Source organism: Pseudomonas sp. Irchel s3h9 (assembly GCF_900187475.1).
GTDB lineage: Bacteria > Pseudomonadota > Gammaproteobacteria > Pseudomonadales > Pseudomonadaceae > Aquipseudomonas > Aquipseudomonas neuropathica.
Genome location: NZ_FYDH01000002.1, coordinates 160,049 through 175,648 on the forward strand (window position 1 = coordinate 160,049; position 15,600 = coordinate 175,648).

Consider the following 15,600-nt stretch of genomic DNA (forward strand, 5'->3'; position numbering starts at 1 on the left):
CGCAAAGGATGACGCCATGAACGCCAAAATGCTTGTCCTGCTGTTGCTGCCGCTTGCAGGCTGCTCCAGCAATTCCGACACCCGCAACATGCCGGTGAATATCCTCACCGCCACACCGGCCAATGCGCAAGCCACCGACATGCCGAGGGTCGAGCAGACCCTGCGCCCGAAAGACGTGCTGGATGTGATTTTCCACATCAGTACCAGCGGCTCGGACGCTTACCGCGTGCAGTCGGGTGACCAGATCGGCCTGAACTTCACCGCTGCCAGTCAGCTCAACGGCACGCAACTGGTGCTGCCTGACGGCACCATCGAACTGCCGGGCGCCAACACCTCGGTGAAAATCGCCGGGCTGACCAGCGACGAGGCGCGGCAGGAAATCCAGCGCGCCTATCAACGCAAGCAGCTGTTCCAGCCCAACCGCAATCAGCTCTCGGTGCAGATTCTGAGCCCGCTGAGCAACGAGCAGAACCTCAAAAGCGCGCTGAACCACCCGGCCACCGGCATGAGCCGCGAAATCACTGTCGGCACCGATGGCTATGCGAGTTTTCCGGAAATCGGCGCCGTGCCGCTGCAAGGCATGACCGTCAATCAACTGGAAACCTTCCTCAACAGCAAGTACGCGCAACTGCCGGGACGGATGACTGTGGATGTGCTGCTGAAATCCACCGCTGGCAACGAAATCTACGTGCTCGGCGAAGTCGCTCAACCGGGCTCGTACCCGATCCGCCGGCCGGTGTCGGTGCTTGAGGCGCTGACCCTGGCGCGCGGTACCAACGTCAAGGCGCGTCTCGATTCGGTGGTGATCATGCGGCGCAACGGCAATCAGGTACAGGCCATGAATTATGACGTCGAGAAAGCACTGTCGGGCGATGCCCCGCAGATCGCTTACCTGCAACCGGACGACATGCTCTACGTGCCAAAAACCAAACTGGCCAGCGCCGGCGAACTCGCCCGCCAACTGGCCGATGTGGTGCTGTTCCAGGGCGTGGGGTTCAGCTTCGGCTACCGCGTCGACAACAAAGGCAGTGACAACTGACTCTCAGGTGAACGACATGAACCCAAAAGAAAATTACCTGCACGAGTTCTTCAGGATTTTCTTCGCCAACAAGCAACTGGTGAAGCGCATCTTCCTGATCTTTGCAGTGATCGCGCTGTTGCTGCCGCTGTTGCTCAAACAGAGCTTCGATATCACCGCACAGGTGATCGTGCAGTCGAAAAAGCTGTCTCAGGGCGATGCGACCACCTCGCTGACCCAGGACAGCGCCACCTTCATTCCGCCATCGCTGGCGGACATGGAGACCGAAAGCAATATCCTCCGTTCGCCGGCGCTGATTCGTCAGACCATCAGCGAACTGCGCGATCAGGGTCAGTACAACCCGCCGCCGGGGATGCTCAGCAAACTGGCCGAACCGTTCAAGCGTTACGTCAGCACGCCGCTGCGCGAATACGTGATCAATCCGCTGCGTGATGCATTGGGTATGGAAACCGATCCGGTGCGCGACACGGCACTGGATGGCTTGACCCAGGAAGCCATTGACAATCTGAAGATCGAAACCCTGCCGGGTTCCAATGTCATCTCGATCGTCTACAGCTTTCCTGACCCCGCCCAAGGCACGACGTTCGTTGCCACGCTGTTGCGAAACTATCTGGTCGATCGTCAGGCGTTGCAATCGATCGAGCTGCCGCACTCGTTCTACGAGACCAAGAAGCATCAGTATCAGGTCCGCCTCGATGGTCTGGAAGGCGAGCGGCTGAGCCTGCTGGAAAGCGTCGGTTCGTCCGATCCGAAAGAGGAAATCACCTTTCGCCTCAACGCGATCAACACCGAAGAGCAGGCACTTAACCTGTATCGCGATCGCTTGCTGCAAAGCCAGCGCTGGCTCGATTACCTGAAAACCAGCCTGGCCACCGCCAACACCAACAAACTCAATGACTACACCTTTCCGTTCACCTTCACGACGACGGTGGACAACATCGCGTTCGAAGATCGCGAGATCCGGCAGATGGGCGAGGCGCTGACCACTCAGGTCAGCCGCTATATGAACGACCTGGCGATATTTCAGCCCAGCAGCGAACCGATGTTGCTGGCCCGCGAGCAGATTGCCCGCACACGCCAGCAGTTCCTCAAAGTGGTCAACAACCGCATCCAGGAACGCACGATCGATCTGTCGGTGGTCAGCCAAGTCATCGAGCAGAAAACCGCGCGCATTGCCGAGTTCAAGAATCGCATCCATCAATTGCAGCAAACCCAAAGCAAGCTGCGCCAGATGGACACCGAGATCGGCGCATTGCACGCAGCGTTTTCAACTTATGCGCAACGCTTTGCCGAAAGCAGCACGACGCGCGCGCTGGACAACGACTTGTCCAACGCCCGTGTCTTGAGCCCGCCGTATGAACCGACCGAGGCGGCGTTTCCCAAACCGATGTTGATCATTCCGTTTGGTCTGCTCACCGGTCTGCTGCTGGCCATTGCCTTCGTCTATGTACGTGAGTTCTTCGATCACCGCTTCAAGCATCCGGCGCAAATCAGTCATGAACTGGGCCTGCCGGTGCTGTTGGTGCTCAACGAAGAAACGTCGCAGCCGGGCAATCCGCACAAGAACTGGACCGTGCCGAGCCTGGTTCACTGGGTGCGCAATTGAACGCGGCGTCCACCCCGTGCGTCGCCCTGCCGATCATTCATTTGCTCAGCAGCGGCGGCTTCTACGGAGCCGAGCGGATGTTGCTGGATCATTGCCTGGCGACGCCGGGACAGCATCAAGTGCTGTTCCTCGACGCGCCACCAGAGCTGATCGAGCGTTTTCGCCAGGCCGGGGTGGACGCTCGCGGCTGTGCCGGGCTCGGCGGACTGCTGCGGCTCTTGCATCAGCGCCGGGGTGACAAGCCATTGCTCAACACGCACAACTTCAAAGGGCTGCTGTTCGGCTGGGTCGGCGCCACTGTGTTGCGCCTGCCGCTGGTGATCACTCAGCACGGTTTCACCCCGCGCAGTCGCAAGCAGAAGCTCTACACCTGGCTAAGCCTGCATCTGTGCCGCACTGCCTCGGTGAGGCGGGTGGTCTGCGTCGCGCAAAGCATCGCGGTGCTGCACCGTCGGGCTGGCGTTCGTGCCGAGAAGTTGCAGGTGATTCCCAACGGTTTGCCAGCGGCGCCAGCGATGCCGCCGGCGCTGGAACGACAACGCTGGCTGGTCGGTTACGTCGGTCGGTTGAGCAGCGAGAAAGGCCCCGATCTGTTTCTCGATGCGCTGATTGCGTTGTGTCACCAGCATCCGCAACTGGACGCCGTGATGCTCGGTGACGGTCCGGAACGTGAGGTTCTGCAGGCGCGTATCGACGCTGCCGGTTTACCACAGCGGATTCGCTTGCCGGGCTATCAGACGGCAATGCAAGGCTGGTGGCAGCAACTCGATGCGCTGGTGATCAGCTCGCGCACCGAGGGTACGCCGATGATTCTGCTCGAAGCGATGCAGGCCGGTGTGCCGGTGGTGGCGTTCGCGGTCGGTGGCATTCCCGATGTCTTGCAGGACCGCCACAACGGCCTGCTCGCCGCACCGACCGATACCGCCGCCCTCACCCGTCAGCTCGACACGTTGCTGGCCGAACCGAAGCTGGCCGCACAACTACGCGACAACGCCAGACGCACACAACAGGAGCGCTACGACCTCAAGGCTTTGGCTGAACGCTGGTCGCAGCTGTACATCCACACGGCACGGGAGGCACGCGCATGATTTTCCCGCTCTCGATCGTCAGCCTGCTGGCACTGGTCTGCATGGCTTTGCTGGTCAGTCCTTATCCGTATCTGGCGCCGGGGGCAGTGCTGGGGCTGCTGGGTTTCACGGTGCTGTACCGCAAACCGTCGTGGGGCCTGCTGGGCATTGCCGCGCTGGTGCCGTTTGAAGGATTCTTCAAGGACAGCGCGTTTTCCGGGAGCAAATTCCTCGGTGCTTCGCTGGCGCTGATCCTGGCGTTGCAACTGGTATTGCACCAGATTCCATCGCAGCGCCTGCGCAGCAATCTGTGGCGCTACCTGATCGGTTTCATGGCGCTGTACCTGCTGAGCCTGCTCGCCACCGACAACATGGGCATGTCACAGAGTCATCTGCGTGAACTGAGCGTGGGCCTGATTCTGTTCGTGATCACCTTGTTGATCGGCCGCGAGCTGAACCTCGATCTGTTCGCCCGGCTGGTCACGCTCAGCGTCAGCGCCACCTGCGCGATGGCGATGTTTTCCAGCCGATTCCAGGACAAGGGCCGCGCCGCCGGCCTGCTCGATGACCCGAATGCCTTTGCTCTGCTCATCGCCTTCGCCGTGCCGCTGGGCCTACTGCTGGTGATTCGCGGCCCGAACCTGCTACACCGCTTGTTCTGGGCGGGCTGCTGCCTTTTGCTGCTCGGCGGCATGACCAAAACGGAGTCGCGCTCAGGCCTGGTGGTACTGGCCTTGAGTCTGGCGATCGGGGTCTGGCATTACCGCCAGCACCTCAACCGTATCCGTCCGCGGCATTTCGGATTCGCCATGCTCGGCGCCGCCATCGTGCTGCCATTGGCGATATATGCGATGCCTGCCGGTTACCTGGCGCGCATCCAGTCGCTGAGTATCTTGAGCGCCGGGGCCAAGGCTCAGGATGAATCCCTCGGCCGTCGCGCCTCGTACATTGTCGTCGGCAGCCAGATCATCCGCGAGCATCCGCTGCTCGGCTCGGGCCCCGGGACCTTCCCGTTGCACTATGCGACCACCGGTTATGCCAAGGCATTCTCGGCCAACCGCAAGATCGGCGACCTGTATCGCAGGGCGCATAACACTTACCTGGAGATTTTCAGCGAATTGGGGATTCCCGCCGGCCTGCTGTTTGTCGGCATGCTCGTGCAGGGTTTCTACAACCTGATCCGCGCACGACGCGAATGGCTGCAACGGCGCGAATGGCAGCACGCCGACCTGATGACCCATCTGGGAATGAGTTTTCTGTCGTTGACATTGTTTCTGATGTTTCTCAGCGCGCCGAACCTCAAATACCTGTGGATCATGCTTGCGCTGACCTGGGTGCTGCGCCTGAAAGCCGAGCAAGCGCCGCTGACGGAGGCCAGAGCATGAGCCGAATCAGCATTGTCATTCCGATGTACAACGAGGCACGGCACATCGGCCGCACCCTCCTGGCCGCTCGCAAAGCCGCGAACGCCGCCGACATCGACTGTGAACTGATCGTCGTCGACAACGGTTCCACTGATGACGGGCCACAGATCGCCCGCGCATTCGGTGCACAGGTGCTGGTGCTGCCCGGCCTGCTGATCGGCGCCTTGCGCAATCGTGGCGCAACGGTTGCCAACGGTGAATGGCTGGCGTTCATTGATGCCGATATCGAAATGCCCGAAGACTGGCTGAAGCAGATGTTCGCCCTGGCTGCGGATGCCCAGGGCGACGTCTTCGGCCTGGACCTGCACACCCCTGCCGCCGCGCCATGGTATGCCGCCGCGTGGCAGCGTCGCTCTTTGCGTCCGTCGAGCCACGCTGCTCGCACCGTGCAATGGCTGCCCAGTGCGAACCTGCTGATGCGCAGGCAGTGGTTCGAAAACGTCGGCGGTTTCAACGAAGCCCTGCGCACCGGTGAGGACAAGGAATACACCCTGCGTCTGGGTAGGCACGGTGCTCGCTTGCTGTCGGTCAATACCAGCGTCGCCCTGCATTGGGGCTATGAAATGACCTGGCGCGAATGGATCGGCAAGGAGCTGTGGCGTCAGGGCAGCCACCTGCAATTACTGCGCGCCCACGGCATGAGCCTGCGTCTGCTGCGTTTTCCGTTGCTGTCATTGCTGGTGTGGTTGCTCGATGCGCTGGCGATTCTGGCGTTGTTGACTGGCTACACGCAGCCAGCACTGATGCTGTTGTTGCTGGGCCTGCTGCCGAGTCTGTTGCTCAGCGTGCGGCAAAGCATTCGCCACCATAACGTCAACCTGACCTTGCAACTCTGGGGTCTGCACTGGGTGCGCCTGCACCTGGCCAGCGCGGCATTGATTCTCGGTCTGTGTCATTGGAACGCCAGGAGGCCCGCCCGTGGCTGAATTCATTTTTTGCCTGTGCCTTGTGCTCCCGGCGTACGCCTACATCGGCTATCCGTTGCTGCTGACCTTGCTGGCGCCGCTGTTCCCGGCCTGGCGGCACGCGCCGGCACCGCCGCTGAACGTCAGCATCGTCATCGCCGCGCACAACGAGGCGCGGCACATCGAGCACAAGTTGCGCACGCTGCTGGCCCAGGATTATCAGCCCGCCACGCTGCAGATCATTCTCGCCAGCGACGGTTCCAGCGATGACACCGTGGCCTGCGCGCACAAAGTGATCGATCCGCGCATCACCGTCCTCGACCTGCCGCGCCAGGGCAAAGCCGCCACACTGAATGCCGGCGTCGCCGTGAGCAGTGGCGACATTCTGGTGTTCACCGACGCCGACAACCAATGGTCGCGCGACACCCTCGGCCATTTGCTCGCGCCGTTGAGCGATCCGCAGGTCGGTGCCTGCGCCGGGCACATGGTGATCCCGGTCACCGGTGGCGGCCTGAGTATTGGCGACAGCCTCTATCGGCACTACGAAGGCTGGTTGCGCCGGGTCGAGAATCGCACCGGCTGCATGGTCTCCGCCGACGGCGCCCTGCTCGCCTTGCGCCGCGAGCTGTTCCAGAACGTACCGGCCGAGGTCAACGACGACTTCTTCATCAGTACCTGCGCGCCGGTCGCGCACAAACGCATCGTTTACGTACCCCAGGCGCAAGTGATCGACCAGGGCGTCGACGAAGCGGGCAAGCAATGGCGCCGCCGCCAGCGCGTTACCGTCGGTGGCCTGCAAAGCCTGGCGCAACGCAGCGCCCTGCTGAACCCGTTCAAGTACGGTCTTTATTCCATTGCCTTGATCAGCCACAAACTGATCCGCCGTCTCGCACCGATTCTCTTGCTGCCGCTGCTGCTGAGCAATTTCTGGCTGTGGAACGAGCACGGTTTCTATCGCCTGAGCCTGGTTGCGCAATTGCTCGGTTACGCGGTGGCCATCGCCGGCCTGCTGGATTCGCAACACCGTTTGCCGAAGCCGTTCCGCCTCGCGGCGTTCCTGCTGGTGACGCTGGCCGGCATGAGCGTCGGTCTGTGGCAGTTCCTGCGCGGGCAACGTTACGCACAGTGGAATCCTGACCAGAATCGTTGAGAGGACTCATGCCATGGCGATCAAACAACTGCTAAAACGCACCAGCGGCTGGCTTTATCTCAACTCGTCAGTGGGCCGCAACCAGTTGCACGGTGCCGGGGTCATTCTGATGCTGCACCGGGTACTGGCCAACGACCGGGCCGCCAACCTGCCGCACCGCAATGAACTGTGCGTCGGGCCCAAGGCCTTCGAGTATTTACTGCTGTGGCTGCGTCGGCATTTCGATTGCGTGCCGCTGATGGAAATCCTCCAGCCCAATTCGCTGCGCAGCGAGCGCCCACGGGTGGCGCTGACCTTTGATGACGGCTGGCGCGACAACGCCGTCAACGCCTTCCCGCTGCTGCAGAAACATCAGGTACCGGCGAGCATTTTCCTCTCCACCGATTTCATCGGCAGCCGTCAGCGTTTCTGGTGGGAAAGCCTTGGCGAAACCCTGTGGGGCAGCCACGGTGAAAAAGCGCGGATGCACTTGATCGAGTGCCTGCAGTTCATGCATCACCCATTGCCGGTAATGCTCGATGACATCGATATCGACCGCCGCAGCCTGGCGCTGCTGCATTTCCTCCAAGGGTTGAAGACGCTTGACCCGCAGGAACTGGAAAAACTCACCGATGAGTGCCCAGCCGAATCACAGCCGCAAGCGCTGGACTGGCATCAAGTGCGCGCGCTGGAGGCTTCCGGTCTGGTGCGCTTTGGCCCGCACGGTGCCAGCCACGCCATCCTCACCGGCCTTGATGATCAGCGCCTGAACGAAGAAATCAGGCGCAGCCGTGATGCCTTGTACAACGGCTGCAACCGCCCACTGCCGGTGTATTGCTACCCCAACGGCGACAACGATGAACGCGTGCGCGAGCAGATCGCCAATCACGACTATCCGTTCGCCCTCGGCACCGGCACCGGCATTTATCGCGGCGAAGGCGACCCGCTGAACCTGCCGCGCTTCGGCGTCAGTCAGCGCATCGCGTGCAATCCGGCGTTGTTGTCGTGGCGCATTTATCGCGGGGCACGGCCATGAGTCGCAGTAGCTACCTCAAGCATCTGGCGCTGAGCATGGGCACCAAACTGGCAATGATTGCCTTGCGCCTGCTGCGCAATGTGTTGCTGGCGCGGATTCTCGGCCCGAGTGAACGCGGTTTGTTCGCCCTGCTCAGCACCCTGCCGGATCTGATCAGCGCGGCCACCAGTGGCGGCTTGAATTCGGCAGTCGGTTATCAAGCGGCCAATCAGCGGCCGATGGGCTTGTTGCTCACTCAGGTGTTGGTGTTCGGCTGTCTTCTGGCCGGGCTGCTGACCTTGCTGGTGGTCGCGCTGGCCCGTGAGTTCGGCAGCGAACTCGATGTGACGATGCAGCTCGGTCTGCTGGCGTGGCTGTTGCTGCTGGCTGTGCCGTTGACCGTCCTTAAAAGCGGCTTGCTGACCTTGCACAACGCATCGGGCGGCGTGGTTGCATTCAATGTTCTGCGGCTGATCGAATCCCTGGCGCCGCTGCTGTTGTTTGTTGCGCTGTTCTGGATGTGGAAGGAGGCAGCACTCGAAGCCGCGCTGATCAGTTGGCTGGCCGGCATCAGTCTGGTGGTGCTGGTCGGCTGGATGTGGCTCAAACGCGCACAGCCGCTGCAACTGCAATGGGACCGTGCGAGCCAGAACGAGCTGCTGCGATTCAGTGCGCGCAGCCATCCGGACCTGCTGTTTCAACAGATCATTCTGCGCTCCGATTACTTGTTTATCGGCGCCCTGCTGGGCAGCACCGCGCTCGGCCACTACGCCATGGCCAGCGCCGCCGCCGAATTGCTGCTGATCGTTCCGGAAGCGGTCACCACACCGCTGATGAAGCGACTGCTGCAACAGGACAAAGGCATGGACAAGGTCACGCCGCTGGCGCTGCGCCTGACCGCCACGGTGATGCTCGGCGCCTGCCTGACCATGGCAGTGATCGGCGAATGGTTGATCGTCACGCTGTTCGGCGCGGCGTATCAACCGGCGTATCCGGCGCTGCTCGCGTTGCTGCCCGGTCTGCTGGGCCTGTGCTATGCAAGCATTCTGCGCCTGGATCTGATTGGCAAGGATCGCCCCGGCACGGTGTCGTTGCTGATGGGCATCGGCGCGCTGCTCAACCTTGCACTTAATCTGCTGTTGATTCCTGCCTTCGGCATTGTCGGTGCAGCGGCGGCTTCATCAATCGCTTATCTGGCGGTGACGGTGGCGATGCTGGTGCTTTATTGCCGCTTGAGCAACGTGCCGTTCTGGCAAACCTTGATCATCCTGCCCAGCGACATCACCCCGATGTGGTTGATGCTGCAACGTCGGAAGACCGCATGAAACGCCTGGCCCTGCTGTGCGGACTCGGCCTGACGCTGAATGCCTTCGCTGCGCCGATGCAGTGGGGTGACCTGCGCGACGGCAGTTTGTACCTGCAAACCGATCGACCGGACTCGGTCACCGTGCGCTGGGTTCCGGCGTGGCAGGCCGAGGCCAATGAAGAGCATATTTATCTGCTCGACGGTCAGGGCAAGCTGCAGGGCGAACGACTGATCAAAGCCAGCGAAACTCGCGGTTCGCAGAGCTGGCCGTTGCTGCCCGGGGCTGCCAGTTATCGCCTGGAAATTCCCGGCTACAGCTTCCGCAGTTATCGCGTCGAGCATGACGATAAAACAGTGGCGCTGTTCAGTCCGGCCAAGGTGCATTTCAGTGTCGAGACCGGCAATGGCGATGAGCTGTTTTTCAAAGTAGCACCGGGGGAACACGCGGTGCTGAACGGCAAATATCATGGCGGGGTCAACGCGCTGCAAGCCCAGCGTATGGACGATGGCCAACAACTGTCGTTGGCCCTCAAACCTTACCGCGCCTATTGGCAATTCGATCAAGTGGCCTTGCCGGTCAGCGACCAACCCCAGGTCTGGCGCTTGCGCCTGCAGGGCAGCGGCAAAGCGGCATTCTGGCTCGATGGCACGGCCAATCTGTTTGCGCAAAATCCGCAGCAGCTTCAACCCTTGCGTGAAGAGCCGGGCCAGGTACGCCTGACCCTGCACGATAAGGTCCTCGGTCGCACCCCGGATCTAGGCATTGCCCTGCCCAATCTCATGCCGCCCGCAGCCAGTTATGCCGCACTGGATGCCTTGAAACCGAGTGCAGCGAGTTATTACAGCTATGTTGACGTTACTGCGAAAAATGCCCGTTTCGAAGACCCGGTTCGTCAGCTCTATCAGACTCGCTTCGGCATCCGCCAGGACATCACCCTGCTCGCTGGCACCGGGCGTCGGGCCGATCTGCGTGCCGACGTGCAGAGCAACAACGGCCTTGAGGCCTGGCTCGCCGGCACTCGTGCGCTGGGTGGTCAAGGTACACATTACATCGGCTTCGCCGACGAACCGAACCTGAACTATTCGAGCTACGAAGATTATCGAGCGATTTTTGTCAGCATGGCCCGCCAGGTGCGCAGCGATCCGGCGAATGCCAAGGCCGGCGTGCGCATCGCCATGCCCGCCAGCTCACGTTTTATCAACGGGCCGTTCACCCGCAACGCAGCGGACAAGCGCGGCATCGATTGGGCGCGGCGTCTACTCAGTGAATCCGCCGATCAAGTCGATGCATTGGCCTGGCATGAATGGATGGTTCGCGACTTGCTGGCGACCCGGGTCTACCGCGACAGCGTGCGTCGCGCAGCAGAGGTGGTGGGGCTGGACGCTAAAGGTCAGCCACGCAAAGCGTTGCTGCTGGATCAGACCAATCTGTCCAGTGGCTCAGCCCTGAGCCCCTACGATCAGGAAACCCATTACACCGCGCTGTGGTGGGCGTCGGTGGTCATCAACGCCTCTCAGGACGGCCTGCTGAGCATGCTCAACTGGTTTCAGGCCGCCGACGAACCACCCTACGGCAAAGGCATGGTGCGCATCCATGACGATGGTCGCTTCGAGTTGAAACCGGTGGGCCTTGCCCAGCAATTCATCGCCCGGCATTGGCTGCCGCAAGTCCTGCAACTGGATAACGACGCTTTTGAGGTGGATGTTCTGGGGATGGCCGGCGACAAGCAGCGCGCACTGCTCGGGGTGAACAAAGGCACGCGCCTGCAACAGGTTGATCTGAGCGGCGCCCGGTGCCCGCTGAACCAAAGCGCCCTGCGTTTCTTCCGCGCTGACAATCGCAGCCACGACGCACCGTTTGTCTGTGAAAACGGGCGCGTGCGTTTTGAATTGCCGGGTCAAACCCTGTTTACCCTGAACTGGAGCGCTTCATGAACTGCCCTTCGATGTTCTGTCCCGCGAGCCTCTTGCTGTGCGTGGGATCCTCAACAGGAGAAGAGACCATGGATGTTTTGCGAAGACTCAGCGGACATATCCGTCGTAAAGGCCTGCGAGCGACCTTGGCGAAGATCCGCAGAATGTACATTTTTGCCCATCAGGAACTGCTGTGGATGGAGCGCGATCTGGTCAGCCCCGTGCCGCCGCACAGCCTCAAACCCTACCCGCCACTGCGCATGCTGAAGATCACCGCAAACAACGTCAGCGCCTTTGCCCGCCACTTCGGCAACCGCGTCGGCGTCATGGCCGAACTGGCCAGTGACGGTCACACCGGGCATATGCATGTCGACGACAAAGGCGATGCCGTGGCGTTTATCTGGGGCACGCCGCGCGACTATTTCGATCGGCATTACTACCGTTGCCGGTTCCCGGTTAAACCCGGCGAGTTTTTCGAGTTCGGCGGCGAACTGACCCGTGCCTACTGGGGCACCGAATTGTCGGTAGATCTGCAACTGCGTCTGTGGAAAGCCATGGCCGCCCAAGGCTGCCACACAGTGGTCGATGTCTGTGACTCGAGCAACGTCCCGGCGCTCAAGCTGCACCTGCGCATGGGCTATACCGAACAACAGCGGATCATGAATATCTACACGCTGTTCGGCCGCTGGCGCTTCTATCGCGAAACCCGCTACAGCGGCTCGCGTCTGGCGGCGCTGGGTAAAACTTCCCGTCCACCTGTCAAAGCAACGGCGGCCTGAACCCATGGTGATGCGATTCGAATGGCGCACCTCTCTATGCGCTGCCGACTTCCCGGCAACAGCCTTCGAGGCACTGCGCCTGCGCGTGGCCGACCACACGCCGTTCAACAACCTTGGCTGGTTGTGCGCGGCAGAGCAGGCCCTGGACGAGGATCAGCGCCTGCACATTCTGCTCGGCTGGGAAGCCGAGCAATTGCTGCTGTGCCTGCCACTGATGGCCAGCCGCGAACGCTTCGCTGGCGTGCCGTTTCGCGTTTTGCATCACTTGGGTTATCCAATGGCCGATCGCCTGGCCCTGCTGTCGTTGCTCGGCAGCGAAGACATGCACAAGGCGCTGGTGCTGATCCGCAAGCATCTGCCCCACGCGCTGCTGCAACTCAATGAACTGTCGGAACCTGCCGGTGAAGAAAGTGCGCTCACCGAATGGATGGCGCGCAGTTCCACGGCTGAACGACGCCTGAGTTGCCGGGTGCCGGTGCATCTGATCAGCGACGCCGATCATCAGGAGATCTCCGGTGACCCGCGCTACAAGCTGCGTCGGGCACGCAAACGGATTGCCGCATGCGGTGCACAAGTGCGGCGAATCACCCCCGATGCGCTGTCGATGCCTACGATTCTGGAAGCGCTGCAGGAAGTCGAGTCGGTCAGTTGGAAAGGTGACGAGGGCGTCGGGATTTTCGCCACCGAACGCAGTCGTCAGTGGATGCAAAGCGCTTTCACCGCCCTCGCTGCTCAAGGCCTGGTGCGGGTCGTGACGCTGGAGCTGAACGGCCGCTGCATCAGCTATCGCCTCGGCCTGCTCGAACAGGGCCGCCTCTACGATTACAACCTGGCGTTTTTGCCGCAATACGCCGACCTCGGTAGCGGCCGGGTGTTGCTGGAGGAATGGATTCGCTGGGGGCTGGATGAGCACTGGCGCTGGATCGATGCGTCGCGGGTCAGCCTGGAAAACTCCAGCCATCAACTGCACGAACGCATGACCGGGCAACTGGAACACTGGCGCTGGAGTTTCTACTCGTGGCGCCCGAGCGGTTTGCTGCTGGGCCTGGGGCTACGCCTTTGGCACCGCGTCAAACCGACCCTGCAAAAATGGCGCGCCCAGCGTGCCGGCAACACAACGGCGGCGAACACATCCGAAACTCAACCGGCAACACCATCCAACACACCTGGGCTAGCGCCTCGGAGGGCATCATGAGCGTCATCGAAAATCTGCTTCTGCGCATCAAACAAAAAGGCCTGCGCCGCACCCTTGGCGCGCTGTGGAAACGTTACGTGTTCGCTCACCGTGAATTGCTGTGGATGGAGCGCGACCTGGTCACGCCGATTGCCCCGAACAAACTGCGTCCCTGTGAAGGTTTGCGCAGAGTCGACATCACCGAGGACAACGCCAAGGCATTCAGCAAGTACTTTGGTGACCGCGTGGAGACCATGGCCGAGTTGGCCGCTGAAGGGCATACGGGGCATATGCACCTGGACCAGGACGGTCACACCGTCGGGTTTGTCTGGGCCAGTACTCGTGACTATTACGACCGCCACTTCTACCGCTGCACGTTCCCGGTCAAGCCCGGTGAATACTTTCAGTTCGGTGCCGAAATTACCCGGCAGTATTTCGGCAGTAGCTTGACCGTCGATGCACAAACCGCACTATGGCAAGTCATGGCTGCCCGAGGCTTTAAAAAAGTCGTGGATATCTGCGACAACGCCAATGTACAGGCCCTGAAGATGCATATTCGCCTGGGCTATCAGGAGCAAGGGCATATCACGCATGTTTACGACCTGTTCGGGCACTGGCGTTTCTTCCGCGAATCAAACTACAGCGATTCAAGACTGGAGGCGCTGCGCAAGCCGGAAAGACCGGTAGTGACGGCGGCGGCGCAGGCTTGATTCAATCTGGATATTTGTGGCGGCTTTGATGCCGCCATCGCGAGCAGGCTCACTCCTACAGGGGTATGCATTTCAAATGTAGGAGCGAGCCTGCTCGCGAAGAGGCCAGTGAAGGCAATGAAAGATTTCAGACCTTGGTGGCGACCAGGGTAAAACACATCGGCATCTGCGCCTCCCGATTCAAATACTGGTCATACACCTCTTCCCGGTTCGAATGCGCATACTCCTTGAAGTGCGCAATGTTCAGCCCCGCTGCAATGGCAGCGCTGAAGATGGCGCCAAGGTTATGCACAAACCAATACGACTTCGCTGCCTGCTGCTCAACCTTGCCGACATAGACAATCGGCTCTTCCTGCACAAACGGCTCGGCGCGGAAGTAGGAACTGGCGAGGCGGTAAGGATCTTCTGCATCCGGATCGACCATTTCCAGAAACGGATGGGTCTCGTAGATCACCAGTTTTCCACCCGGTTTCAGCGTTGAGGCGACATGACGGAAGAATTCGCCGATGTCCGGCATCCAGTTGAGGACGCCGATGGTGATCATCGCCACATCGAAGCGGTTCTGCAACGACGCTGGCAAATGATGGATATCGCTTTCGATGAACTCGGCGTTGTGCGGTGAACGCTTGTTCAGCTCACGCGCCTGTTCGAGAAACGCCGCCGATTGATCGACACCGACCACGCTGCGTGCACCGAGGGCAAACAACGACAGACTCTCGCGGCCATTGTTGCAACCCAGTTGAATCACATCTTTGCCGTCGACCTCCAGCAACCCGCTCAACGTCTCATCAAGGCAAGAGAAATCCGCCTGCGCAACCTCGCCGAGCAAGGCCTGCCAATCAGGCGAATCCTGATGATGGCGGGCGGAATCGTTCCACGCCTGTCGATTGCTCTCGATGGCGGTTTTATTGTTGGGCACTTCCATGGCGCACTCCGGACAATACTCGTGATTGAGCGGATCCGAGTCTAGATCAGCCCGGCAATTGCGGTTGTTGCAAACTTGTAAGCCAATTCCTTGGGATCCGATGTGGATCGAGCGTTGGGGGCGTGGGCAGCTATAGTTAATAGCCTTGGGGAAAACCGCACTCGCAGGTGCCGCCATGCTAATGCTCGATCGGCTGTTGTTGACCGGCTGTCTGCTTGCTGCCACTCAGGCGCAAGCGCTGGACAGCAATTTCAATTATTACGGGCCCAACCAGCCCTTCGCCCACCCTGCTCCGTATTCACTGAGTTCCACACCGCCCAAGCCTTACGACGATACGGCGCCGCAGGATTTCGTGGTCATTCCGGATGACCACGTGTTCTACGATTCACAACTGCCGACCGTGGCGGATGCGACGGTGCGGGTGTTTATCCGCACGTACGATGCCGAGCGTGGGATTTATGTGAATGACGAGGTGTTGGATCCGGGTTGTGTGCTGGAGTGTTTGAGTCGGCAGCAGCATTGATCCGGGTTGCTCACAACATCTGCGGCACCACCGATCCCGTGTAGGAGTGAGCCTGCTCGCGATAGCGGTGTGTCAGTAATAAAA

Annotated in this window: 14 protein-coding genes; 13 read left to right on the top strand and 1 reads right to left on the bottom strand. The window is 60.7% G+C overall.

Features of this window, described 5'->3' with window-relative positions; genetic code table 11:
• Nucleotides 1–16: 16 nt before the first annotated feature.
• The 12 genes from CKW26_RS03630 to CKW26_RS03685 all read left to right on the top strand — a co-directional run bounded on the left by CKW26_RS03630 (nt 17) and on the right by CKW26_RS03685 (nt 14,068).
• Nucleotides 17–1,039 (top strand): polysaccharide biosynthesis/export family protein, encoded by a 1,023-nt coding sequence (locus CKW26_RS03630; RefSeq protein WP_038369600.1) that lies wholly within the window; start codon nt 17–19, stop codon nt 1,037–1,039.
• Nucleotides 1,040–1,055: 16 nt separating this feature from the next.
• Entirely contained in the window at nt 1,056–2,645 is a 1,590-nt protein-coding gene (locus tag CKW26_RS03635; RefSeq protein WP_095047543.1) for a Wzz/FepE/Etk N-terminal domain-containing protein, read from the top strand.
• The gene (locus CKW26_RS03640) at nt 2,642–3,733 is read left to right on the top strand and encodes a glycosyltransferase family 4 protein (RefSeq protein WP_095047544.1); all 1,092 of its coding nucleotides are present in this window, start codon (nt 2,642–2,644) and stop codon (nt 3,731–3,733) included. The genes CKW26_RS03635 and CKW26_RS03640 overlap by 4 nt, the downstream gene beginning before the upstream one ends.
• Nucleotides 3,730–5,097, top strand: a complete 1,368-nt coding sequence (locus tag CKW26_RS03645; RefSeq protein WP_095047545.1) for an O-antigen ligase — start codon at nt 3,730–3,732, stop codon at nt 5,095–5,097. The genes CKW26_RS03640 and CKW26_RS03645 overlap by 4 nt, the downstream gene beginning before the upstream one ends.
• Nucleotides 5,094–6,062 carry a glycosyltransferase gene (locus CKW26_RS03650; RefSeq protein WP_095047546.1) on the top strand — a complete coding sequence of 323 codons (969 nt, stop codon included), beginning with the start codon at nt 5,094–5,096 and terminating at the stop codon, nt 6,060–6,062. Before CKW26_RS03645 ends, CKW26_RS03650 begins: the two co-directional genes overlap by 4 nt.
• Nucleotides 6,055–7,191, top strand: a complete 1,137-nt coding sequence (locus CKW26_RS03655) for a glycosyltransferase (RefSeq protein ID WP_095047547.1) — start codon at nt 6,055–6,057, stop codon at nt 7,189–7,191. Before CKW26_RS03650 ends, CKW26_RS03655 begins: the two co-directional genes overlap by 8 nt.
• Nucleotides 7,192–7,204: 13 nt before the next feature.
• The gene (locus tag CKW26_RS03660; RefSeq protein WP_095047548.1) at nt 7,205–8,206 is read left to right on the top strand and encodes a polysaccharide deacetylase family protein; all 1,002 of its coding nucleotides are present in this window, start codon (nt 7,205–7,207) and stop codon (nt 8,204–8,206) included.
• Entirely contained in the window at nt 8,203–9,510 is a 1,308-nt protein-coding gene (locus CKW26_RS03665; RefSeq protein ID WP_095047549.1) for a lipopolysaccharide biosynthesis protein, read from the top strand. The genes CKW26_RS03660 and CKW26_RS03665 overlap by 4 nt, the downstream gene beginning before the upstream one ends.
• On the top strand, nt 9,507–11,426 hold the full coding sequence (locus CKW26_RS03670) for a hypothetical protein (RefSeq protein ID WP_095047550.1): 1,920 nt from the start codon (nt 9,507–9,509) through the stop codon (nt 11,424–11,426). The genes CKW26_RS03665 and CKW26_RS03670 overlap by 4 nt, the downstream gene beginning before the upstream one ends.
• 68 nt (nt 11,427–11,494) lie before the next feature.
• On the top strand, nt 11,495–12,184 hold the full coding sequence (locus tag CKW26_RS03675; protein WP_095047551.1) for a GNAT family N-acetyltransferase: 690 nt from the start codon (nt 11,495–11,497) through the stop codon (nt 12,182–12,184).
• A gap of 4 nt (nt 12,185–12,188) precedes the next feature.
• Nucleotides 12,189–13,379, top strand: coding sequence for a GNAT family N-acetyltransferase (locus tag CKW26_RS03680; protein ID WP_095047552.1), 1,191 nt, complete (start codon nt 12,189–12,191; stop codon nt 13,377–13,379).
• Nucleotides 13,376–14,068, top strand: coding sequence for a hypothetical protein (locus CKW26_RS03685; RefSeq protein ID WP_038369610.1), 693 nt, complete (start codon nt 13,376–13,378; stop codon nt 14,066–14,068). The genes CKW26_RS03680 and CKW26_RS03685 overlap by 4 nt, the downstream gene beginning before the upstream one ends.
• A gap of 127 nt (nt 14,069–14,195) precedes the next feature.
• Here CKW26_RS03685 and CKW26_RS03690 read toward each other — a convergent pair whose 3' ends face one another.
• The gene (locus tag CKW26_RS03690) at nt 14,196–14,993 is read right to left on the bottom strand and encodes a class I SAM-dependent methyltransferase (protein WP_095047553.1); all 798 of its coding nucleotides are present in this window, start codon (nt 14,991–14,993) and stop codon (nt 14,196–14,198) included.
• Nucleotides 14,994–15,168: 175 nt separating this feature from the next.
• On the opposite strand from CKW26_RS03690, the gene CKW26_RS03695 reads away from it, so the two are divergent.
• Nucleotides 15,169–15,516, top strand: a complete 348-nt coding sequence (locus tag CKW26_RS03695) for a hypothetical protein (protein ID WP_095047554.1) — start codon at nt 15,169–15,171, stop codon at nt 15,514–15,516.
• The last annotated feature ends 84 nt before the right edge of the window (nt 15,517–15,600 follow it).